Genomic DNA, 21,722 nt, shown 5'->3' on the forward strand with positions numbered 1-21,722 from the left:
GCACCGCAGGTCATCCCTACGTCACGTCACAGTTTTGTCACTGCGCGCCGGACGCCCGCCAGTTCAGCTGGGTCAGCAGCGAGCGGGCCTGATCCACCAGTTCCGCGTCGGTGGTCACCGAGTAGGTGCCGGCCTGGATCGAGCTGCGGGAGGCGAAGTCGCGCCGGCCGCCGGTCGCGGCGTGCGCGATCGCGCCGAAGATCGCACCCCAGGCGGCGCCGATGAGCAGGCCCGCGATGATCACGGCGAACCAGTTCGAGCTGGAGAACAGCCCGAACAGCAGGCCGATGAACAGACCGAACCAGGCGCCGCTGGCCGCGCCGGCGAGCGCGGCCCGGCCCACCGTGAGGCGGCCCAGCACGTTCTCCACCAGGCGCAGGTCGGTGCCGATGATCGCGGTGCGCTCGACCGGGAACTTCGCGTCGGACAGCGTGTCGACCGCCTGCTGCGCCATCGCGTAGTCGGGGTAGGTGCCGACCACGGTGACCGGGACGTTCGGCGAGGCGAGGTTCTGCTGGGGCAGGCTGGGCACCCCGGCCGGGCCGGGCGGGATGGTGTTGCCGGCGGAGGGGCTGGTCAACGGGTTGTTGGATGGAGTCGTCACGTGGTGCCTCCCTGAGGGGTGGTGCCGGGCGCGACTTCCGCCGAAGCGAGCCGCATCCAGAGGAGAAAGGTGCCGGCGACGGCGGCGGTGATGCACGCCGCACCGGCGAGGAACGCGAAACGGCCGGACACGAGGTCTGGCGTCACGCGTTCGGACAGGGCCACGGCGGCCAGGCCCAGCAAGCCCGTCACCGCGGTCACCGCCCCGATCGCGATCAATGGCAGGGTGGCTAGCCGGCCCGGTCGGCGCGACGCGGCTAGTGACCGGTAGCGACCGGCCCGAATACCGAATGTTGCCAAAGAACCCCAGGTCAGCACAATGAGCAGGGCGGCCACGGTGTCGCTGGGCCGGTGCCAGGCGGCCCAGACCGTGGCGATCGCGATCACCGCGACGTAGCCGGCGCCGATCAGCGCGACGGTGCCGCGAATCGCCTGTGGAAGCACCATGACCAGCGCGAACGCGACGGAGGCGGCGGCCGCGGTGTGGCCGGACGGGAACGAGTTCGGCGCCGGGAACTGATCGAGGTGCGGCCGGATCAGGTGGGTCTTGAGCAGCTGGACGCTGCCGTTCGACCCGAGCACGAGCAGGGCCGCTCCGACCGCCAGGTCGATCCGCTTGCGCAGCACGCCGATCGCGGCCGCGACCAGGCAGACCAGCACCAGGCTGACCAGCGTGGTGCCGTTGAGCGTGCGGTTCAGCACCTCGATGACCTTGGGATGGTGCACCTCGGCGCCGCGCATGGCCCGGGTGTCCACCGACTGGCCGAGCGTGGTGCGGATGAAGACCTGGTAGGTGGCGAAGGTGGCCGCTGCCGCGAGAACCAGGGTCACCAGCGGCGCGAGTAACCCGGGACGTGACGTGGCGGCGGCGGGGGGCGCCTGCTCGTGGGACGCCAGGACCGTCATCGGCGATGTCCTCCAAACGGCAAACAACGGGACGGGGAGACACAAGCGGTAGCCCTTGTGCCCAGACGCGCCCACTTTCAAGCACAACAACCTAGCTGCACCCGGCAGCGCTCTCGGCTCGCAACGCGCCCTCGCGACCTTCGACCGGAACAGCCGCAAGGCACCGGAACGAGGGGGAACGTTCGCATGAGCCAGCCCAGCCTGGGCAAGACCACCCGACGCCTGCTCGCGGGCCCGATGCTGGCGTTCGCCGTCGCGTCGGCGCTCGCGATGCCCGCCGCCGCCCACGCCGCCGGGGTGTCCGGCACGGCGAAGGCGCAGGCCGTCAAGGCCAAGCCCGCGAAGGCGAAGCCCGCCGCGAAGGCACCCGTCTACAAGGTCGGCACCGTGCGCAGCGCCGACGGCAAGGTCAACATCCGGACGGCGCCGTCGACCTCGGCGCCGGTCAAGCGCAGCGTGCTCACCGGCGCCAAGGTCAACGGCGTCTGCGGCGTGGTCGGCAGCCAGGTCAGCGGGACGGTCCGGTCGACCACCCAGTGGAACCGGCTGTCCGACGGCACGTACATCTCGCACGCGTACGTGGTGACGCCGACCCTGCACCTGTGCCCGGGCGCGTCGCTGACGCCTGCCGTGCCGCTGACGACCGCGCAGTTCCTGGCCGCCGCCGCGCCGGGCGCGCAGCAGGGCTGGCGCGAGTTCGGTGTCCCGGCGTCGGTCACCATGGCGCAGGCCATCCTCGAGTCGGGCTGGGGCCGCAGCGGCCTGTCCACCGCCGACAAGAACTACTTCGGGATCAAGTGCCAGAACGGCGCGTACGGGAAGATCGCCAACGGCTGCCACGTCTACACCACGCAGGAGTGCACCAAGGCCGGCACCTGCTTCACCACCACCGGAGCCTTCCGCACGTACGCCTCGATGGCGCACTCGTTCCGCGACCACGGCTCGTTCCTGCGGGTCAACAGCCGGTACAAGCCCGCGTTCGCCTACACCAAGGACGCCAACAAGTTCATCTGGCAGGTGTGGAAGGCGGGCTACGCGACCGACCCGAACTACTACACGAAGGTCACCGGGCTGATGACCACCTACAACCTGTACAAGTACGACACCTGGAAGTGACCGGGGCACCCCCGTCGGCCGAACCCGGCCGGTGGGGGTGTTTCGCGTTTTACGCTCTTTTAGGTGGAAATAGCGGAACGCGGTAGACAGGCACTCGCCCTCGCCGTGGTCGTCGCGGGTCTGGCCGGCACCGCCCTCACCAGCATGGCGATCCGCGCCGATCAGCGGGAGACCGCCGAGACGGTGATGGACCAGCGCACCGCGGCGGCCCTGGCGGCGGTGCGCACCGAGGCCGGCCGCTACCGCGCGCTGCTCGAGGCGACCGCCGCCGGCCTCGCCCTCGACGACCGGCTGAGCTGGGACGACTTCGACGCCGCGACGGCGCCGCTGGCCGCGGCCGGGCTGAGCGGGGCGACCAGCGTCGCCTACGTGGTGCCGGCCCGCACCGCGGACATCGCGGCCGTGCAGCGGCGCTGGCGCGAGCGCGGCGCGACCGGACTCGTGCTCCAGCCGGCGCCGGCGCGCGGCGAGCACTACTTCTCGATCTTCACCCGGCCGCTCGGCGGCACAAGCGCGTCGCCGGACGGGCTGGACGCAGGCGCATCCCCGGAGGCGGCCGAGGCCCTCGAAGGGTCACGTTCGTCCGGCCAGCCGAGCGTCTCCGACGCGTACGGGGACGGCCAGGGGTTTTCGTTCGTGTTCGCGGCCCCGCTCTGGACCCGCGCGAGCCGGCCCGAGTTCCGGGGGTGGCTCGTGGCCGGCCTGCGCGGCCCGGACTTCCTGAGCGGGCTGCCGGCCGCGGCCGGGCTGAACGCCGAGCTGCTGCCCACCGGACGCCCGCTGCCCGGCCGGCCCGGCCTGGAACGGCGCGGCACCGTCGAGGTCGCCGACCGGCAGTGGACCCTGATCACCCGCGCCGCGAGCGGCGGGCGCACCGGGCTGCCGCTGACCGTGCTGATCGGCGGCTGCGTGCTGACGCTGACCGTGGCCGGGCTCGTGCATGCGCTGGCCACCGCGCGCCGGCGCGCGGTGCGCACGGTCCGCCGCCAGGCCGCCCTGCTCAGCGAGCGGGCGGAACTGGAGGAGCTGACCCGGCACGCGCCCCCGGACGACCGGGTTCGCGATCCCAGCCGTGCGGTCGCCGATTGACGCGAGGCAGGATGGGAACTGTTGTCCCGTCAACATCCGGGAAGGAAGACCCCCATGACCATCCCAGCCCTCTCGCTGCCGAAAGCCGTCGACGGCACCCCGGTCGAGATGCCGTTACTCGGGTTCGGCACCTGGCAGATCCGTGGCGACACCGCGTACCGGTCGGTGCGGGATGCCCTCGAAGCCGGGTACCGGCATCTGGACACGGCGAACGCGTACGGCAACGAGGAACAGGTCGGGCGCGCGCTGAAGGACTCCGGCGTGCCGCGCGACGAAGTCTTCATCACCACGAAGGTGCCGGCCGAGCACGCCCGCCGGGCCCGCGCCACCCTCGACGGCAGCCTGCGCGCGCTCGGCGTGGACGCGGTCGACCTCTGGCTGATCCACTGGCCGCCGTCGCGCGGCGGTTCGGTGGCGTTCTGGCGCGATCTCGTCAACGCCCGCGAGGCCGGCCTGGCGCGCGCGGTCGGCGTCAGCAACTACAGCATCCGCGAGATCGACGAGCTGATCGACGCGACCGGTGAGCGGCCGGCCGTCAACCAGTTCCGCTTCGGCCCCGAGTTATGGGACCGGCGGCTGGTCGAGGCGCACCGCGAGCGCGGCGTCGTCGTCGAGGGATATTCGCCGTTCAAGACCACCAACCTGCACGACCCGGTGCTCACCCGGATCGCCGCGCAGCACGGCGTCGACACCGCCCGGGTGGTGCTGCGCTGGCACGTGCAGCACGAGATCGTGGTGATCCCGAAGTCGAAGACGCCGGAGCGGATCGCCCGCAACGCCGACATCGACGGTTTCGTGCTCACCGACGAGGAGATGAGCGCGATCGACGGGCTCGGCCGGGGGTAACGCGCGCGGCGATAATCACGAGGCGGTCGCTGCACGTTGTGACCTATCCTTGCCGGGACATGTCAGTAAGTGCAGAACTGCGCGGCCGGATCGCCGAGTTGCTCCCTCGCGACGAGCGAAGGCTCCAGCGCCGCCTCGAAGGCATCCGCAGAATCCGTGACGACGCCGCCCGCGAGGCGGTGCTCGCCGAGATAGCCACCGAGGTCGACCGGGCCGCCGAGCGCCTGGCGGCCCGGCTGGCCGGCCTACCCACGATCACGTACCCGGCGTCGCTGCCGGTCAGTCAGCGCAAGGACGACATCGCCGCCGCCATCCGCGACCACCAGGTCGTGGTGGTGGCCGGCGAGACCGGCTCCGGCAAGACCACCCAGCTGCCGAAGATCTGCCTGGAGCTGGGCCGCGGGGTGCGCGGCCAGATCGGGCACACGCAACCGCGGCGGATCGCGGCCCGCACGGTGGCCGAGCGCATCGCCGAGGAGCTGGACCGGCCGCTGGGCTCGACGGTCGGGTACAAGGTGCGCTTCACCGACCAGGTCAGCGACGACACCATGGTCAAGGTGATGACCGACGGCATCCTGCTGGCCGAGATCCAGACGGACCGGTCGCTGCGCCGCTACGACACGCTGATCATCGACGAGGCGCACGAGCGCAGCCTGAACATCGACTTCATCCTGGGCTATCTGCGCGAGCTGCTGCCGAAGCGGCCCGACCTGAAAGTGATCATCACGTCGGCGACGATCGAGACCGCGCGGTTTGCGACTCATTTTTCGGATATTTCCGGAAAGCCTGCTCCGGTGATCGAGGTGTCCGGCCGGACCTATCCGGTCGAGGTGCGCTATCGCCCGCTGGTGCAGACCACCGAGGACGACACCGAGGAGCCGATGGACCAGGTCGACGGCATCGCGGACGCGGTCGACGAACTGGGCCGCGACGGTGACGGCGACGTCCTGGTCTTCCTCTCCGGCGAGCGGGAGATCCGCGACACGGCCGACGCGCTGGGCAAACGCAACCTGCGCAACACCGAGATCGTTCCCCTGTACGGCCGGCTCTCCGCGGCCGAGCAGCACAAGGTCTTCGAACGGCACAGTCAGCGCCGGGTCGTGCTCGCCACGAACGTCGCCGAGACCTCGCTGACCGTCCCCGGCATCCACTATGTGATCGACCCGGGTACCGCGCGGATCAGCCGCTACTCCAGCCGCCTCAAGGTGCAGCGGCTGCCCATCGAGCCGATCTCGCAGGCCAGCGCCAACCAGCGCAAGGGCCGCAGCGGCCGGACCGCGGACGGCATCTGCATCCGGCTGTACTCGGAGGAGGACTTCGCGTCCCGCCCCGAGTACACCGAGCCCGAGATCCTGCGCACCAACCTCGCCAGCGTCATCCTGCAGATGACCAACCTGGGGCTGGGCGACCTCGCGAAGTTCCCGTTCATCGACCCGCCGGACCCGCGCAACATCAACGACGGCGTGAAACTGCTGGAGGAGCTCGGCGCCCTGGACGCGCGGCGGCTCACCCCGCTGGGCCGCCAGCTCGCCCAGCTCCCGGTCGACCCGCGGCTGGCCCGCATGGTCATCGAGGCGGACAAGCAGGAGTGCGTCGCCGAGGTCATGGTGATCGCCGCGGCACTGTCCATCCAGGACCCGCGCGAGCGTCCGAACGAGAAACAGCAGCAGGCCGACGAGAAGCACGCCCGGTTCACCGACAAGGAATCGGACTTCTTCAGCTACCTGAACCTGTGGCGCTACCTGCGCGAACGTCAGCAGGAGCTGTCCGGCAACCAGTTCCGCCGGCTGTGCCGCGCCGAATTCCTGAACTACCTGCGGGTACGGGAGTGGCAGGACATCTACGCACAACTGCGACAGGTAGCCCGTACGCTCAATCTGTCGTTGAATGAGGATCGTGAGGACCTGTCCCCGGGTCAGAACGTCCACACCGCACTGCTGTCCGGACTGCTCTCGCACATCGGGCTCAAGGACACCGACAAGCGCGAATATCTGGGCGCGCGCGGCGCCAAGTTCGCGATCTTCCCGGGCTCGGCGCTGTTCAAGAAGCAGCCGCGCTGGGTGATGTCCGCGGAGCTCGTCGAGACCAGCCGGCTGTGGGGGCGCGTCAACGCCCGCATCGAACCCGAGTGGGCCGAGAATCTCGCACCGCACCTGGTCAAACGGTCGTACAGCGAACCGCACTGGGAGAAGAAGCAGGGCGCCGTCATGGCGTACGAGAAAGTGACTCTCTACGGGTTGCCGATCGTGCCCCGGCGCCGTGTCGGATATTCCCGGATCGACCCGGTGCTGAGCCGTGAGCTGTTCATCCGGCACGCGCTGGTCGAGGGCGACTGGGACACCCACCACAAGTTCTACGACGAGAACCGGCGGCTGCTGGAACGCATCGAGGAGACCGAGAACCGGGCGCGCCGGCGCGACATCGCGGTCGACGACGAGACGGTGTTCTCGCTGTACGACGCGCGGATCCCGGCCGACGTGGTCTCGGTGCGGCACTTCGACGCGTGGTGGAAGAAGGCCCGCCGGGAAAATCCCGATCTTTTGACGTTCACCCGGGAAATGCTGGTCAACGCGGGACGCGACACCGTCGACCCGAACGCGTTCCCGGACGCCTGGCTGGCCGCCGGCGTCCGGCTGCCCCTCACGTACGCGTTCGAGCCGAACTCGCAGGCCGACGGCGTCACCGTGGAGGTGCCGCTGACCCTGCTGAACAAGCTGGACCCGGCCGACTTCGTGTGGTCCGTGCCGGGCATGCGCCGCGACGTGGTGATCGCGCTGATCCGGGCCCTGCCGAAGGCGCTGCGGACGAACTTCGTGCCGGTCCCGGACTGGGCCGACGCGGTGCTGGACCGGATCCCCGCGCGGCAGGGCTCGTTGCCGGACGCGGTCGGCAACGAACTGCGGCGGCTCACCGGCACGGTGGTGCCCCGCGACGCCTGGCATCCCGAGGAGGTGCCGTCCCACCTGCGGATGAACTTCCGCGTCCTCTCCGAGGCCGGCGAGGCGGTCGCCGAGGGCCGTGACCTCGAGGAGCTGCGCCGGCGGCTGGCGCCGAAGGTCCAGCAGACCATCTCGGCGGCGGCCGGCGACATCGAGCGCCGCGGGATCACCGTCAACGACTTCGGCGTGCTGCCGCGGCGGGTGGCGCAGGTCCGCGGCGGCTACGAGGTGAACGTCTACCCGGCGCTGGTCGACGAGGGCTCGTCGGTGGCGATCCGGGTCTTCGAGGACGAGCCCTCGCAGCGCGTGGCGATGGTCGCGGGCACCCGCAAGCTGTTGCTGCTGACCCTGCCGCCCGCGGCCAAGTACCTGCAGGGCCGCCTGGACAATCGGGCCAAGCTGGAGCTTTCTCGGGCGAACCCGTACAAATCGGTCGCCGAGCTGCTGGACGACTGCGCCGGCGCCGCGGTGGACAAGCTGGTGGCGGACGCCGGCGGCCCGGTGTGGTCGTCGATCGAGTTCGCCTCGCTGCGGGACACCGTGCGGCAGGACCTCGTCGACGCGGTCGCCTCCGTGGTCACCCAGGTGCAGGCGGTGCTGGCCGACACGTACGACGTCGAGCAGCGGCTGCGCAACCTGCGCGACCCCGGGCTGCTGAGCGCGCTGGCCGACATCCGGCAGCAGCTCAAGGGCCTGGTGCACCCCGGTTTCGTGACCGAGACCGGCTGGCGGCACCTGCACCACCTGCCCCGCTACCTGCGCGGCATCGTGCACCGGCTGGACCGCCTGGGCGGCAACCTGGCCCGCGACCGGCAGCTCACCGCCCAGATCCACGAGATCGAGTCCGAGTACCGGGAGCTGCGCGCGGAGGCCCCCGCGGGCGGGCCGGCCGATCCGGGGCTGTCCGAGATCCGCTGGATGATCGAGGAGTTGCGGATCAACTTCTTCGCCCAGGCGCTGGGCACGGCCTATCCGGTTTCGGACAAACGCATCTACAAGGCGATGGACCAGTTGCCGATGTAGCGGTCGGGTTGGCCCTCGGGTGCCGTTCGGTTACCCCTCTGTCGTGGCGTCGGCGCAGGCCCTAGCGTCTTCGCCATGACGAACGAATTCCTCGCCTTCGCCCCGATTTCCGCCACCCCGATCGCCGTCCCGTCGGACCCGGCGACCGCCGTGCTGGACGAGATGATGGCGCGGGTCGGCGTCGACGGCCTGGTCGCGGCGCTGACCGACCCGGCGCTGCTGGCCCTGGTCGACCAGCACGCGGCAGCGGTCCGGGAGGCCCTGCTCGCGGCCGGCCGCGAGATCTGCGCCGACGCCCTGGCCGGTTACGCCCGCTCGATCGTCTTCGCCGCCCGCCGCGCCGGCAGCACCGTGCCCGCGCCGGGCCAGGCCCCGGTCACGGCCGCCGCGTGGCGCGCCGCCGACTTCCACTCGATCCGCCTGCTCGCGGTGTGCGCGATCGCCGAGGAGTCCGCCCTGTTCTGACGGGGGAATCAAGCCGAAACGCCGAATCGCCTTTTTGGAATTTTTCGGTCTTTCCGGGACCTTTTCCCTATGAAGATCAGTCTGGGGGCGCTCGCCGCCCTCACCGCATTCGTCCTGCCGGCGGCGCCCGCGTCCGCGGCGCCCGCCGCCGGCACCGACACCGTGCCGCCCGCGGCGCTCGTGGCCCGCTACACCTTCGACGCCGGCGCCGTGAACGGGCGCGTCGCCGACCTGTCCGGCCGCGCCCCCGCCCTGACCGTCCGCTCGGCCGACCAGGGCGTCATCCGCTTCTCCGGCGGCACCGTCGCGTTCCCGGCCGCCTGCCGCAGCGGCGCCGACGCCTGCCCGCGCGGCCTGCTCGAAGCCCCCGACGACGCCGACCTCAACCCCGGCACCCGGGTGTTCCGCTGGTCGGCCCGGGTGGCGGTGACCAAGGCACAGCTCGCCGGCTCCTCCAACGTGCTGCAGAAGGGCGTGTCCACCGGCGGCAGCCAGTGGAAACTGCAGATCGGCGCCACCAACGGCCGGGCCCAGTGCATCGTGGCCGGGACGGGCACGACCGGCTCCTACGTGGTGCGGTCGTCGCAGACGGTGGCCGACGGCGCCTGGCACAAGGTGGTCTGCCAGCGCAACGGCACCAGCCTCTCGGTCTGGGTCGACAACGTGCAGCGCGGCGCCGCCACGATCCCGGCGTCGCTCTCGATCAGCAACAGCCTGCCGCTGCGCGTCGGCGGCCCGAACTTCAACACGCACAGCGACATGTACCACGGCCAGCTCGACGACGTGTACGCCGAACTGGGCTGACCCCACCGGCGGACGCGAACAGGCCCGGCACCGGGAGCGGTGCCGGGCCATTGTGGTGGGTCAGTCGATGTCCACCACGATCGGCGCGTGGTCGGACGGGCCCTTTCCCTTACGCGCCTCGCGGTCCACCACCGCGTCCGTGACGCGCGCGGCGACGTCCGGGGTGGCGTACACGAGATCGATCCGCATGCCTTTGTTCTGATGGAACATCCCGGCGCGGTAATCCCAATAGGTGAACGGGCGGTCGCCCTTCATCGGCCGTCCGACCACGTCACGCAGGCCCACCGCGCGGATGTCGGCGAGGGCCTGGCGCTCCGGGGGAGTCACGTGCGTCGCGCCGATGAAGACCGCCGGATCCCACACGTCGTCGTCGGTCGGCGCCACGTTGAAGTCACCGGCCACCACGGTCGGGCCTTGTGCGACGTCCGCGACCAGCGCCGTGCGCAAGGCTGCGAGCCAGGCGAGTTTGTACTGGTAGTGCGGATCCTCGGGCGTACGGCCATTGGGGATATATACCGACATGAACCGGATCCCGCCGCTGAGCGCGCTGACCGCCCGTGCCTCGGGATCCGGGTAGCCGGGCTCCCCGGCGAAACCGCGGCGCACATCGTCGAGCCCGACGCGGGAGAGAAGAGCAACCCCGTTCCACCGCCCTTGCCCGTACGCCTCCACGGCGTACCCAAGATCGCCCACCTCGGCGGACGGGAAGCCGTCGGCGGCCACCTTCGTCTCCTGAAGGCATACGACGTCGGGCTTGGTGGAGTCGAGCCAGTCGAGCAGGCGCGGCAGACGGGCCTTGACGGAGTTGACGTTCCAGGTAGCGAACCGCATCCGCCCAGCCTGCTACAAACGTTTGGTTGCCGCCATCAACGCCAGGCCGAGCCCGATGGTGAGCATGAGAAGGACGGCGACCAGTGTTGCCATGTCGTCTCCCAGCGTTTCTCAGAGACCGGAAAGGTGATCCCGGTTACCCCCGAGTACCGGCGGTGGGAACTATGCCCGAGCAAAGCCCCCGGCGCCAGCCTTGGTGCCGGGTTTGTCAGTATGCGTTGGTCAGCGCCGCGTTTTCCGGCGAACCGGTGCGTTGCGCCGGTATCACACTGCCGTGCACGAACACCGTCGGGCTCGCGCCGCGATGCAGCACCTCACGGGCCACCGAGCCGAGCAGCCCGGCGTCGCGGGTGCCGCGCGGGCCCAGCACGATCAGCCGCGCGAAGCCGGAGGCCCGCACCAGCGTGGGGCCGGGCAGGCCGCTGAGCACCCGCGTGACCGGGCGGCGCAGCTCCGGCACGTCGGCGACCGCGTCGGCCAGCAGCTTGTCGCCGCCCGGCTCGCCGCACACATAGACCACCTCGACCGGCACCTTGCGCCGGCGGCCCTCCGCAGCCGCCACCCGCAGCGCCAGCATCGAGCAGGCCGAGCCGTCGACCGCCACCAGCACCGGCCCCTTCTGCGGGCGCGGGCCGCGCGCGACCAGCACCGGGCACCACGCCCGCGCCACCGTCTGCACCAGCACCGACGAGGTGGGCAGCCACGGCGTGGTGGCCAGGTCGTCGTCGCCCAGCACGACCAGGGCGGCGCCGCGGCTGAGCCGCACCAGCACCCGGTCGGCGGGCCCGTCGACGAGTTGACCCGACACCCGCACCCGCGGTGTGGAACGCTTGGCGGTGGCGACCGCCTCCTCGACGGCCCGCGAGGCGGCCCGCCGGGTGGTTTCGTAGTCGAGATCGGCGGCCGGGCTGGGCCAGGTGAAAGCGTGCACGACTCGGAGCTGACACGCACGCGAGACCGCCTCGCGTGCGGCCAATCGCACGGCCGCGAGGCCGGCCGGTGTGCCGGTCACTCCGACCACAACAGGGTTCCGCATTGGCTTGCACCTCCGCTGCTGTCTGCCAACCATTATCTACGCCGGGACGCCACTCGTGGTGATCAATCCCTCAGCAGAAGGCCACCTGATGACCCATTCAGGTTGAGGGTTTACGGTAAACGTCAAAATTTGTGGGACATCTGCCGGTGAAGTGAGGGAAATACATGACGGATGTCAAGCTCGAGCATCCTGGCGGTCAGCTGTCGATGCCGGTACGGGAGGCGGTCGAGGGCCCGGGTGGCATCGACGTGAGCGCCCTCCTCAAGGAGACCGGCTTCGTCACTCTCGACCAGGGGTTCGTCAACACCGCTTCGACCACGTCGTCGATCACCTACATCGACGGCGACGCCGGCATTCTGCGGTACCGGGGATACCCGATCGAGCAGCTGGCCGAGAAAGCCTCTTTCCTCGAGGTTTCCTATCTGCTGATGCACGACGAGTTGCCGACGCCGACGCAGCTCAAGGACTTCGCCGACAAGATCCGGGTGCACACGCTCCTGCAGGAGGAGATGCGCACCTTCTTCTCCGGCTTCCCGCGCGACGCTCACCCCATGGCGGTGCTCTCCTCGGCCGTCACCGCGCTGTCGACGTTCTATCAGGACGCGCTTGATCCACTCGACCCCGAACAGGTCGAGATCTCGGGGATCCGGCTGATGGCGAAGCTTCCGACGATCGCCGCGTACGCGTACAAGAGGTCCATCGGGCACCCCCTGCCGTACCCGGACAACAGCCTCGACTACGTCGACAACTTCCTGCGTATGACGTTCGGGCTGCCCACTCTGCAGTACGACGTGGACCCCAAGGTCGCCAAGATCCTGGACATGCTCTTCGTCCTGCACGCGGACCACGAGCAGAACTGTTCCACGTCCACCGTCCGCCTGGTGGGATCGGCGCAGGCCAACCTGTTCGCGTCCGTCTCCGCGGGGGTGAACGCGCTGTCCGGCCCGCTGCACGGCGGCGCCAACGCGGCCGTGCTGGAGATGCTCGAGCAGATCCGCAAGGACGGCGGCGACGTCAACTCCTTCGTCACGCGAGTGAAGAACAAGGAGAAGGGCGTCAAGCTGATGGGCTTCGGCCACCGGGTCTACAAGAATTACGACCCGCGCGCCGCCATCGTGAAGAAGGCCGCCCTCCAGATGCTCAACACCCTGGACAAGCCGGACCCGCTGCTGGAGCTCGCGTTCCAGCTCGAGGAGATCGCGCTCAGCGACGACTACTTCGTCTCGCGCAAGCTCTACCCGAACGTGGACTTCTACACCGGCCTGATCTACAAGGCGATGGGCTTCCCGACCAAGATGTTCACGGTCCTGTTCGCGCTCGGCCGCCTGCCCGGCTGGATCGCCCAGTGGACCGAGATGATGAACGACCCGGCGACGAAGATCGGCCGCCCCCGCCAGCTCTACACCGGCGAGGCGTCCCGCGACTTCATCGAGATCGCCAAGCGCTGACCATCATTTTCCCGGTACGCCCCGTCTGCTCAGGCGGGGCGTACTTCGTTCGTCCTTCGTTCGTCCTTCGTTCGTCAGAGGAACTCCAGCTCGCCCGGCTCCTGGTCGTCCCCGACCAGGAAGAAGGCGGCGAACGTGACCCCTTCATCGGTGGCGTCGAGGCGCGAGATGCGCGCGCCTTCCGGTTCGTAGAAGGCGTCCCCCGCCCGCAGCAGGGTCTCCGCCTCCCCGTCGACCTGATAGATCGCGGCCCCTGCGACGATGGTCCCGAAGACCGGCCCGTTGTGCCGGTGCAGCCCCGCCACGCGGCCGGCGAGCATGCGGATCTCGCGAGCCTGCACGCGCGCGACAGCCTTGACGGCCGGCAGCCGCACATCCAGCCGAACGTCGCGGGTGACCGGGTTCTCCGGGGTGGGCGCATCGAGGGACGACATGCGCGCAGTCTAGAGACACCCGTTCGAGGGCCCAGCTCGGATGCGCTTCTGCCGGGCGGCCCTGAGGAGTGATCCCTGCCGCCTGTTTGCTCGAGGGCGTCCCGATCGGGTAGGGCCGGGATTGTCACTACCTCGTGGCGTTGGCGCATTTTGCCCGAACCGGTGCGACTGCGAGGCGTCCCGGCGGCGAGGTGACCGGACTCGTGCCCGCCGAATACCCCCGGTAGGTCCACGGCCACCGCCACCGCCACTGCCACCGCCACCGCCACCGGCCAGCGCCACCGCCATTGACACCACCACGGCCACCGCCACGGCCACTGCCAGCGCCATCTGCCACGGCCACCGCCACGGCCACTGCCAGCGCCATCTGCCACGGCCACCGCCACGGCCACTGCCAGCGCCATTGCCACGGCCACGGCCACTGCCAGCGCCACGGCCACTGCCAGCGCCACGGCCACTGCCAGCGCCACGGGCACTGCCAGTGCCGCGGCTACTGCCAGTGCCGCGGCTACTGCCAGCGCCGCGGCTACTGCCAGTGCCACGGCCACGGCCACGGCCACCGCCAGCGCCACGGCTACCGCCATCTGCCACGGCCACCGCCACGGGCACTGCCACCGGCCACCGGCCACCGCCAGCGCCACGGGCACTGCCACCGAGCAACGCCACCGCCAGCGCCGCACCACTACGGATATCGGCGCCTCTGCGGTGGCAGTGCGCTCGCGATACCACAATGTGGTCTTCGCGGCTCACATTCTGGGCTTTGCGGCGACCTTGGAGAGTTACGCCCACATACGAGCCATAACTCTCCAAGGTCCACGCCGGACAGGGAAATCCCGTCGAACAAAAGCCGCATGACGGGAGAAAAGACTATCCATAGTAGACGCCGATCCCGCATGCTGGACTCGCCGCCACGATGTGGTCACTGGTCCCACACAACGGACGCTCGTCCCACATCGTGGGTGTTGCGGGCGCGCGCGCCGGTGACGGAAGGCGGCCCGGCTCGAATGCCCCAGAGGGCTGCCCGGTTTGCCGGCTCTCGGGGTCCCGCACCAAATCCGCCACTGAATCGGCGCGAGCGACGAAGTGCGCAGAGTGGGTGCGGACCCGGTGGGCGGTACCGGCGGCGGGTGTGGGTTCCCGCGACCGGGGAAGCCGAGTGTCTTGGTGTGCAGTTGCGGTGTCGGCCTGCTCCCCGGCAGCCAAGCGGCGCCGGCCTGGGAGCTCGCAGTCACCGCTGCGTGCGGGTGTTGCGGGGGCGCGGGCCGTGCCGGTGTTGCGTGGGTGTGGGGCGTGCGGGTGTTGCGTGGGTGTGGCGCGCGCGGGTGTCGGGTGGGTGTGGGGCGTGCGGGTGTTGCGTGGGTGTGGCGCGCGCGGGTGTCGGGTGGGTGTGGGGCGTGCGGGTGTCGCGCGGGTGTGGGGCGCGTGTGTCGGGTGGGCTCGGCCCGTGCGGGCGTTGCTTAGGGCGCGGGCCGTGCGGGCAGTGCGGGCGTTGCGTAGGCATAGGCGCCCGCGACCGGGGAAGCCGAGTGTCCTGGTGTGTATTTATTGCGATGTCGGACGGCGTGCTCCTATGCGACCTTGGCGACCAAGCGGCGCCAGGCCGGGAGTTCGCGGTCACCACAAAGTGTGGGTGTTGCGTGGGCTCAGGCCGTGCGCGTGTTGCGTGGCTGCGGGGGCGTGCGGGTGTCGGGTGGGCGCGGGCGTTGCGTGTGTGCGGGTGTTGCGTGGGCGGGCCGGTGCGGGCGTTGCATCGGTGTGGGGCGTGCGGGTGTTGCATGGGTGTGGGGCGTGCGGGAGTGGCGTCGGCGCGGAGCGTGCGGGCTTTGCGTGGCGCGGGCGCTCGGATGGTGCCTGGGCGCGGGCGGTGCCGGGGTCAGGGGGTGGTGAGCCAAGCCAGCGGTCGGCGGTGGCGTCCTCGGCGGTGGGCTGGGCGGACAGGCCTGTGCGCGGGCGGTGCCGGGGTCAGGTGGCGGTGAGCCAAGCCAGCAGGTCGGCGGTGGCGTCCTCGGCGGTGAGCTGGGCGGACAGGCCTGTGCGCGGGCGGTGCCGGGGTCAGGTGGCGGTGAGCCAAGCCAGCAGGTCGGCGGTGGCGTCCTCGGCGGTGAGCTGGGCGGACAGGGCCTGTGCCCGGGCGGCGCGGTGCGGGTTGTCGCGGACATCGAGGAGGGCGTCGGCCAAGCGCTCGCCGGTCAGCGCGGGCATCGGGATCGGGCGGGCGGCGGCGCCCAAGTGGTGCACGCGGCGCGCCCAGAACGGCTGGTCGGCCAGGACCGGCACCGGGACCGCCGGGACGCCGGCCCGCAGCGCCGCGGCGGTCGTGCCGGCGCCGGCGTGGTGGACGACGGCGGACACCTGCGGGAACAGCCAGTCGTGCGGGACGTCGCCGATGCTCAGGACGTCGTCGGTCGGCCCGGTGGCCAGGCCCGACCAGCCGGACTGCAGGATCGCGCGGACGCCCGTGCGGTGGACCGCGTCCATGACTATCGCGGTCAGCCGGGAGCCGTGGCCGGGGGCCATGCTGCCGAATCCGATGTGGACGGGCGGCGGGCCGGCGGCCAGGAAGTCGACCAGCTCGGCGGGGGGCTGCCAGTCGCGGGGGCGGGCCGGCCACCAGTAGCCGCTGATGCGGAGCTGCGCGGGCCAATCGGCCGGCCGCGGCACAACTGCCCGGCTAAATCCGTAAAAAGTGGGGTAAAGCGATAACTGGGCGCGTTCAAGCGTACGTAAGCGGATGTCGGGAAGCGCGAGTGACGCACGCAGCGACCGAATCGCCCGGGTGTACATCGTCTGCGCCAGCGAGTCGACGAGATGGCCGAAGGCCAGGTTGCCCCACGGCCCGAACGACCGGCCCCCGACCAGCACCGACCCGAACTCGCGCGTCGGATACAGCGGCTGCGGGAACAGACCGGCGGCCTTGATCCGGTACGCCTCGGCGAGCTGATAACCGAGCGGCGCGACGAGCGTGGACAGCAGCAGCGCGTCCGGGCGCACCGACTCGACGACCGCGGCGATGCCGTCCGCCATCGACCGGATCAGCGGCCGGGCCAGCGACATCAGCTTGAGCAGCGCGCGCGGATCCGTGCCCGAGCCGCGCCCGTCCTGCCCGCGCGCCTGGGGCAGCACCGCGCGCATGTCACCCGGAATCGGCCGGAACGGCACCCCGGCCCCGGTGACCAGCGACCGGAACGGCGCATGCGTGGCGAGCGTGACGTCGTGGCCGGCGGACTGGAGGCGTACGGCGATGCCCAGATATGGCGCCACGTCGCCGGTCGAACCGGAGGTGACGATCAGAACCCGCACCGGACAAGTGTTCCACATGCCTTGACGGTTATATAACTGAGGTGGCATTCTGCGGGCATGGACGCGCTCACCGCCCTCGCCGAACCGACCCGCCGCCGGATAACCGACGCGCTGCGGGCCCGCGAGTGCAGCGTGTCCGACCTGGTCGCGATCGTGGGGATGAGCCAGCCCGCGGTGTCCAAGCACCTGCGGGTGCTGCGCGAGGCCGGCGTGGTGTCCGTGGAGATCCGTGCCCAGCGGCGGATCTACCGGTTGGAGCCGGCGTCGTTCCGCGAGCTGGACGCGTGGCTGGCGCCCTACCGGCGGTTGTGGACGCAGCACCTCGCCGCGCTGGAGCGACACCTGGATGCGAAGGGGGAAGCCGGATGAACTTCGCCCCGGACCGAATCTCGATGCGAAGGAGATGATCCCGTGAGCTTCGACCCCGGGCCCGTCGGCGACGCGACCCTCGAGGATTGGACCCTCGTTTTCGTACGCGAGTTGCGACACGCCCCCGACGTCGTCTGGCAGGCGCTCACCGATCCGGCCGAGCTCGACCAGTGGGCGCCGTTCCGGGCGGCGGCCGACCTGGCCAAGCCCGGCGACACCACGCTCACCATGATCGACGGCGACACCATGATGGACATGCCCGCCAGGGTGCTGGTCGCCGACCCGCCCACGCTGCTGGAATACACGTGGGGCGACGACCGGCTGCGCTGGACGCTGGAACCCTCCGAAGCCGGCACCCGGCTGATCCTGCGGCACACACTCGCCACCCGGGGGATGGAGGCGATGGTCGCGGCCGGCTGGCACATCTGCGTGGCGGTGCTCGCGCGCCTGCTCGACGGTGACCCGGTCGGCGTGATCCGCGGGTCGGACGCCATGGCGTACGGGTTCGAGCGGCTGCGCGACGGCTACGCGGAGAAGTTCGGCCGATAGGGTCGTCCGCATGGACGTCGTGATCGGGATCGACACCGGAACCACCGCCACCAAGGGCGTCGCCGCCGGTCTCGACGGGCGGCTGCGGGCGCGCGTCAGCGTGCACTACCCGTTGTCGGTGCCCGGTCCCGGTCGCGCCGAGCTCGACCCGGTCCACATCCAGGACGCCGCGGTCAAGGCGCTGACCGATGTCGCCGCTGCCTGCAGGGCCGACGGTGACCGGGTGGTCGCCGTCAGCCTCAGCGCCTTCCTGCACGCGCTGCTCCCGATGGACGCCGACGGCCGCCCGCTGGGTCCGGTGGTGACCTGGGCCGACGGCCGGGCCGCCGAGCAGGCCGAGCAGATCGTGGCGGCGGGCCTCGGACACAAACTTCAAGCCCGCTCCGGTACGCCTGTGCACCCCATGTCGCCGCTGGCCAAGCTCGCGTGGTGGAAGGCGCACGACCCGCACGTGCTCGACGAGACGCCGCGCTGGGCCGGGGTCAAGGAGCTGGTGCTCGCGGCGCTGGCCGACGGCCCGTACGTGGTGGACCTGTCGCTCGCCTCCGGGACGGGGCTCTACGACCTGCACGAGCGCCGCTGGGACCCGGAAGCGCTCTCGATCGCCGGGGTGAAGGAGTCGCAGCTTGCCTCCGTCGTGCCCACGGTCGAGCGGTTACGCCTGCGTCCGGCGGTCGCCGCCGCGGCCGGGCTGCCGGCGGACACTCCGCTGATCATCGGGGCCGCCGACGGGCCGCTGGCCAACCTCGGTGTCGGCGCCGTTCCCGCCGGGGTCGTGGCTATCTCCCTCGGTACCAGCGGCGCGCTGCGCACCATCGTCGACCGGCCCGCCACCGACGCGGCCGGGCGGCTGTTCTGCTACGCGCTCACCGAGGACCGCTGGGCCATCGGCGGCGCGATCAACAACGCGGGCTCGGTGGTGCGCTGGGCCGGGCAGGCGTTCGCGGGCGGGTTCGAGCGGCCCGGCGCCGAGGGCGAGGACGCGGACGAGCGGGACGCCGCCCTGGTCCTCGAGGCGCAGGACGCACCGGCCGGCAGCGACGGGCTGCTCTGCCTGCCCTATCTGCTCGGCGAACGCGCGCCCTGGTGGCGGCCCGGGCTGCGCGGGGCGTATCTGGGGCTGCGGCGCGAACATGGGCGGGCTCACCTCGTACGGGCGGCGATCGAAGGGGTTTGCCAGCAGCTCGCCCTGGTGCGGGACTCGTTCGCGGCCGAGGGGCACGAGGTCACCGAGGTGCGGGCGACCGGGGGAGCGGCCGCGTCGGACCTGTGGGTGAGCGTGCTGGCGTCGGCGCTGAACTTGCCGGTCGGGGTCGCGGATACGCCGGAAGGGACCGCGCTGGGGGCGTGCCTGCTGGGGTGGCACGCGCTCGGCGACCTGAGCGACCTGGACGAGGCCGCGTCGCTGGTGGGCGTGGGTGCGGCGAGGATGCCGGACCCGTCCGACGCCGCCCTGTACGCCCGGCTGCGGCCGCTCGTGGAGAAGTCGGCGCTCGCCATGATGGAAACCGTCAAGGAGCTGGACCGGTTGGCGCCGCCGCCGCTGCCTAGCACAGAAAAGGCCGCCTCATAACACGATCTTGACGAGCGGCGGTGACGTTGCCCGCGTTGACGGCGGGCACGCCGGTGAGAAAGCATGACCGGCGAGCGGTCGCGGAGGAACCCGGTGCGAGTCCGGGACGGTCCCGCCACTGTGACCGGGGAGCGACCCGTCCCGCATGCCACGGCGCGTCTGGCCGGAAGGCGGACGGGCCGCATCGATCCGGGAGTCAGGAGACTCCGGCCGCTCGTGCCACCGTCGTGCGGGCGTGGACACCCGCAGAAGGGAACTCCGTGACGCCGTACCCGTTCTCCGCCGTGGTCGGGCTTGACGACCTGCGCCTCGCGTTGCTGCTCACCGCCGTCTCACCCCACGTCGGCGGGGTGCTGGTCCGGGGTGAGAAGGGCACCGCCAAGAGCACGGTGGTGCGCGCGCTGGCCGGGCTGCTGCCGGACGTCGCCGTGGTGCGGGGGTGCCGTTTCGCCTGCGATCCGGCGGCGCCCGACCCGGACTGCCCGGACGGCCCGCACGCCCCCGACTCCCCGGCGGTGCGCCGGCCGTCGGCGCTGGTGGAGCTGCCGGTCGGGGCCACCGAGGATCGCGTCGTGGGCACGCTGGACATTCAGCGTGCGCTTGCCGACGGGGTGAAGGCGTACGAGCCGGGGCTGCTGGCGGCGGCCCACCGGGGCGTGCTCTACGTCGACGAGGTGAACCTGCTTCCGGACCACCTGGTCGACCTGCTGCTGGACGCGGCCGCGATGGGCCGCGCGCACGTCGAACGTGACGGGGTGTCGGTCAAGCACGCGGCCCGGTTCCTGCTGGTGGGCACGATGAACCCGGAGGAGGGCGAGCCGCGGCCGCAGCTCGTCGACCGGTTCGGCCTGGTCGTGACGGTGGCGGCGCCACGACAGGCGAAGGACCGGGCCGAGGTGGTCCGGCGGCGGCTCGCGTACGAGGCGGACCCGTCCGCCTTCGCGGCCCGCTTCGCGAACGACGAGGGGGAGCTCGCGCAGCGGATCGTGACGGCACGGCGGGTGCTGCCCCGGGTGGCGCTGCCGGACCGGATGCTCGACCGGATCGCCCGGGTGTGTCTCGCGTACGGGGTGGACGGTCTCCGCGCGGACATCGTGGTGGCCCGGTGCGCGGTGGCGCTGGCGGCCTGGTCCGGCCGGGAGACCGTGACCGGGCAGGACGTGCGGGACGCGGCCCGGCTGGCGCTGCCGCATCGGCGCCGGAAGGATCCGCTGGACCCGCCGGGTACGGATGAGCAGAAGCTGGAGGACGCGCTTGCCGAGGCGGAGGCCGGGGACGATCCGGACGATGACCCGCCGGGCGGTGGCGGGCCGGATTCAGGGCCGGATGGCGCGGGGCCGGATGGCGCGGGCTCGGATCGCGCGGGCGCGGACGGCTCGGGTTCGGACGGCAGCTCCCACCCATCCGACATTTCCGATTTTTCGGAAAGGTCGGATGGAGGCAAGTCGCCCCAGCGCTCCATGGCGCCCGGCACCGCGTCCGGCCGCAGCGACTTACGCGATAAATCGGAAATGTCCGGCGAGGCGGAGCGCTCGGCATCCGGCGCGACCGGCGACGGCGACACAGCCACCAACGGCGACGGCGCGGAACGACGGGACGGCGGCGACCCGCGCGCCGGCGCTCCCGCGGTCGCGGCCGGACAGGCGTACCGGACCCGGACCTTATCGATTGCCCGCCGGGGTGAGGGTGGGCACTCAGGCCGCCGCTCGCCCGCCTTTTCCCGGCGCGGCCGGGTCGTCGGCTCGCGCGTCCCGCACGGCAAGCTGACCGGCGCACCCCACTTGCCCGCCACCCTGCGCGCCGCCCTGCACCGAGGCACACCCCGCGGCGGGAGTGTCGTCGAGCCGCGGGACCTGCGCGAGTCCGTCCACGTCGGACGCGAGGCCAACCTGGTGCTCTTCGTCGTCGACGCGTCCGGTTCGATGGCCGCCCGCAAGCGCATGACCATCGTCAAGACCGCCGTGTTGTCGCTTCTCCGGGACGCCTACCAGCGGCGGGACCGGGTCGGGATGATCACGTTCCGGGGGCATGACGCCGAGCAGGTGCTGCCGCCGACGTCCAGCCACGAGGTCGGGGTGCTGCGGCTGGCGGCGTTGCGCACGGGAGGGCGGACACCGTTGGCGGCCGGCTTGCGCACCGCGGCCGCGACCATCGCCACCGAGCGGCGCCGTGATCCGCGCCGGCGTCCGCTGCTGGTGATCGTCACGGACGGGCGGGCCACCAGCGGGCCGGACCCGGTCCAGGTCGCGCCCGCGCTGGCCGGCGTCTCCACCGTGGTCGTCGACTGCGAGTCCGGGCCGATCCGTCTCGGGCTGGCCGGGCGGCTCGCCACCGCGCTCGACGCCGATCTCATGCCACTCGACCAGCTCGAAGTCCGGAGGGCCGCCTGAA

The 21,722-nt window shown here is 71.4% G+C and carries 17 protein-coding genes and 1 riboswitch; of the genes, 11 read left to right on the top strand and 6 right to left on the bottom strand.

Annotated features, from left to right (window positions below):
* Positions 1–37: 37 nt before the first annotated feature.
* Together HH310_RS30165 and HH310_RS30170 are read right to left on the bottom strand one after the other, a co-directional pair.
* The gene (locus HH310_RS30165; RefSeq protein WP_169179088.1) at positions 38–604 is read right to left on the bottom strand and encodes a general stress protein; all 567 of its coding nucleotides are present in this window, start codon (positions 602–604) and stop codon (positions 38–40) included.
* Positions 601–1,509 carry a phosphatase PAP2 family protein gene (locus tag HH310_RS30170; RefSeq protein WP_169179089.1) on the bottom strand — a complete coding sequence of 303 codons (909 nt, stop codon included), beginning with the start codon at positions 1,507–1,509 and terminating at the stop codon, positions 601–603. Before HH310_RS30170 ends, HH310_RS30165 begins: the two co-directional genes overlap by 4 nt.
* A 186-nt stretch (positions 1,510–1,695) precedes the next feature.
* Between HH310_RS30170 and gsmA the strand changes: the two genes are divergently transcribed.
* The 6 genes from gsmA (at position 1,696) to HH310_RS30200 (ending at position 9,791) form a co-directional block, all read left to right on the top strand.
* Entirely contained in the window at positions 1,696–2,625 is a 930-nt protein-coding gene (gene gsmA, locus HH310_RS30175) for a sporangiospore maturation cell wall hydrolase GsmA (protein ID WP_169179090.1), read from the top strand.
* 63 nt (positions 2,626–2,688) lie between these two features.
* Positions 2,689–3,714, top strand: a complete 1,026-nt coding sequence (locus HH310_RS30180; RefSeq protein WP_169179091.1) for a CHASE domain-containing protein — start codon at positions 2,689–2,691, stop codon at positions 3,712–3,714.
* Positions 3,715–3,768: 54 nt separating this feature from the next.
* The gene (locus HH310_RS30185; RefSeq protein ID WP_248294576.1) at positions 3,769–4,560 is read left to right on the top strand and encodes an aldo/keto reductase; all 792 of its coding nucleotides are present in this window, start codon (positions 3,769–3,771) and stop codon (positions 4,558–4,560) included.
* A gap of 59 nt (positions 4,561–4,619) precedes the next feature.
* Positions 4,620–8,522: an ATP-dependent RNA helicase HrpA gene (hrpA, locus tag HH310_RS30190; RefSeq protein WP_169179092.1), complete on the top strand. Its 3,903-nt coding sequence runs from the start codon at positions 4,620–4,622 to the stop codon at positions 8,520–8,522.
* A 75-nt stretch (positions 8,523–8,597) separates the two neighbouring features.
* Positions 8,598–8,987 carry a DUF6401 family natural product biosynthesis protein gene (locus HH310_RS30195; protein ID WP_169179093.1) on the top strand — a complete coding sequence of 130 codons (390 nt, stop codon included), beginning with the start codon at positions 8,598–8,600 and terminating at the stop codon, positions 8,985–8,987.
* A 69-nt stretch (positions 8,988–9,056) separates the two neighbouring features.
* Positions 9,057–9,791, top strand: coding sequence for a laminin G domain-containing protein (locus HH310_RS30200; protein WP_169179094.1), 735 nt, complete (start codon positions 9,057–9,059; stop codon positions 9,789–9,791).
* Between the two features lie 60 nt (positions 9,792–9,851).
* Here the strand turns inward: HH310_RS30200 and HH310_RS30205 are convergent, their stop codons facing one another.
* On the bottom strand, positions 9,852–10,622 hold the full coding sequence (locus HH310_RS30205) for an exodeoxyribonuclease III (protein ID WP_169179095.1): 771 nt from the start codon (positions 10,620–10,622) through the stop codon (positions 9,852–9,854).
* A 208-nt stretch (positions 10,623–10,830) separates the two neighbouring features.
* Positions 10,831–11,658 (bottom strand): universal stress protein, encoded by an 828-nt coding sequence (locus HH310_RS30210; protein WP_169179096.1) that lies wholly within the window; start codon positions 11,656–11,658, stop codon positions 10,831–10,833.
* 164 nt (positions 11,659–11,822) lie between these two features.
* Between HH310_RS30210 and HH310_RS30215 the strand changes: the two genes are divergently transcribed.
* Entirely contained in the window at positions 11,823–13,106 is a 1,284-nt protein-coding gene (locus HH310_RS30215) for a citrate synthase (protein ID WP_169179097.1), read from the top strand.
* A gap of 74 nt (positions 13,107–13,180) precedes the next feature.
* On the opposite strand, the gene HH310_RS30220 is transcribed toward HH310_RS30215, so the two are convergent.
* Both HH310_RS30220 and HH310_RS30225 read right to left on the bottom strand, forming a co-directional pair.
* Positions 13,181–13,540 carry a cupin domain-containing protein gene (locus tag HH310_RS30220; protein ID WP_169179098.1) on the bottom strand — a complete coding sequence of 120 codons (360 nt, stop codon included), beginning with the start codon at positions 13,538–13,540 and terminating at the stop codon, positions 13,181–13,183.
* A 2,052-nt stretch (positions 13,541–15,592) separates the two neighbouring features.
* Positions 15,593–16,840, bottom strand: coding sequence for a glycosyltransferase (locus HH310_RS30225; RefSeq protein WP_312034412.1), 1,248 nt, complete (start codon positions 16,838–16,840; stop codon positions 15,593–15,595).
* Between the two features lie 57 nt (positions 16,841–16,897).
* Here HH310_RS30225 and HH310_RS30230 point away from each other — a divergent pair, with 57 nt between their 5' ends.
* The 4 genes from HH310_RS30230 (at position 16,898) to HH310_RS30245 (ending at position 21,721) form a co-directional block, all read left to right on the top strand.
* Positions 16,898–17,209, top strand: coding sequence for a metalloregulator ArsR/SmtB family transcription factor (locus HH310_RS30230; protein WP_169179100.1), 312 nt, complete (start codon positions 16,898–16,900; stop codon positions 17,207–17,209).
* A 42-nt stretch (positions 17,210–17,251) separates the two neighbouring features.
* Entirely contained in the window at positions 17,252–17,758 is a 507-nt protein-coding gene (locus HH310_RS30235) for an SRPBCC family protein (protein ID WP_169179101.1), read from the top strand.
* A gap of 10 nt (positions 17,759–17,768) precedes the next feature.
* A complete protein-coding gene (locus tag HH310_RS30240) occupies positions 17,769–19,331 on the top strand; it encodes a gluconokinase (protein WP_169179102.1) in 1,563 nt (520 codons plus the stop codon).
* 83 nt (positions 19,332–19,414) lie between these two features.
* Positions 19,415–19,538: riboswitch (cobalamin riboswitch) on the top strand.
* A 53-nt stretch (positions 19,539–19,591) separates the two neighbouring features.
* Positions 19,592–21,721 carry a VWA domain-containing protein gene (locus HH310_RS30245; RefSeq protein WP_169179103.1) on the top strand — a complete coding sequence of 710 codons (2,130 nt, stop codon included), beginning with the start codon at positions 19,592–19,594 and terminating at the stop codon, positions 21,719–21,721.
* The last annotated feature ends 1 nt before the right edge of the window (position 21,722 follow it).

It is taken from the genome of Actinoplanes sp. TBRC 11911 (genome assembly GCF_012933445.1).
In the GTDB taxonomy this organism is placed as follows: Bacteria; Actinomycetota; Actinomycetes; order Mycobacteriales; family Micromonosporaceae; genus Actinoplanes.

Coding starts and splice junctions, on each gene's coding strand:
- hrpA (WP_169179092.1), top strand. CDS start 4,620: ATGTCAGTAAGTGCAGAACTGCGCGGCCGGATCGCCGAGTTGCTCCCT.
- HH310_RS30215 (WP_169179097.1), top strand. CDS start 11,823: ATGACGGATGTCAAGCTCGAGCATCCTGGCGGTCAGCTGTCGATGCCG.
- HH310_RS30200 (WP_169179094.1), top strand. CDS start 9,057: ATGAAGATCAGTCTGGGGGCGCTCGCCGCCCTCACCGCATTCGTCCTG.
- HH310_RS30210 (WP_169179096.1), bottom strand. CDS start 11,658: ATGCGGAACCCTGTTGTGGTCGGAGTGACCGGCACACCGGCCGGCCTC.
- gsmA (WP_169179090.1), top strand. CDS start 1,696: ATGAGCCAGCCCAGCCTGGGCAAGACCACCCGACGCCTGCTCGCGGGC.
- HH310_RS30230 (WP_169179100.1), top strand. CDS start 16,898: ATGGACGCGCTCACCGCCCTCGCCGAACCGACCCGCCGCCGGATAACC.
- HH310_RS30220 (WP_169179098.1), bottom strand. CDS start 13,540: ATGTCGTCCCTCGATGCGCCCACCCCGGAGAACCCGGTCACCCGCGAC.
- HH310_RS30185 (WP_248294576.1), top strand. CDS start 3,769: ATGACCATCCCAGCCCTCTCGCTGCCGAAAGCCGTCGACGGCACCCCG.
- HH310_RS30205 (WP_169179095.1), bottom strand. CDS start 10,622: ATGCGGTTCGCTACCTGGAACGTCAACTCCGTCAAGGCCCGTCTGCCG.
- HH310_RS30170 (WP_169179089.1), bottom strand. CDS start 1,509: ATGACGGTCCTGGCGTCCCACGAGCAGGCGCCCCCCGCCGCCGCCACG.
- HH310_RS30240 (WP_169179102.1), top strand. CDS start 17,769: ATGGACGTCGTGATCGGGATCGACACCGGAACCACCGCCACCAAGGGC.
- HH310_RS30195 (WP_169179093.1), top strand. CDS start 8,598: ATGACGAACGAATTCCTCGCCTTCGCCCCGATTTCCGCCACCCCGATC.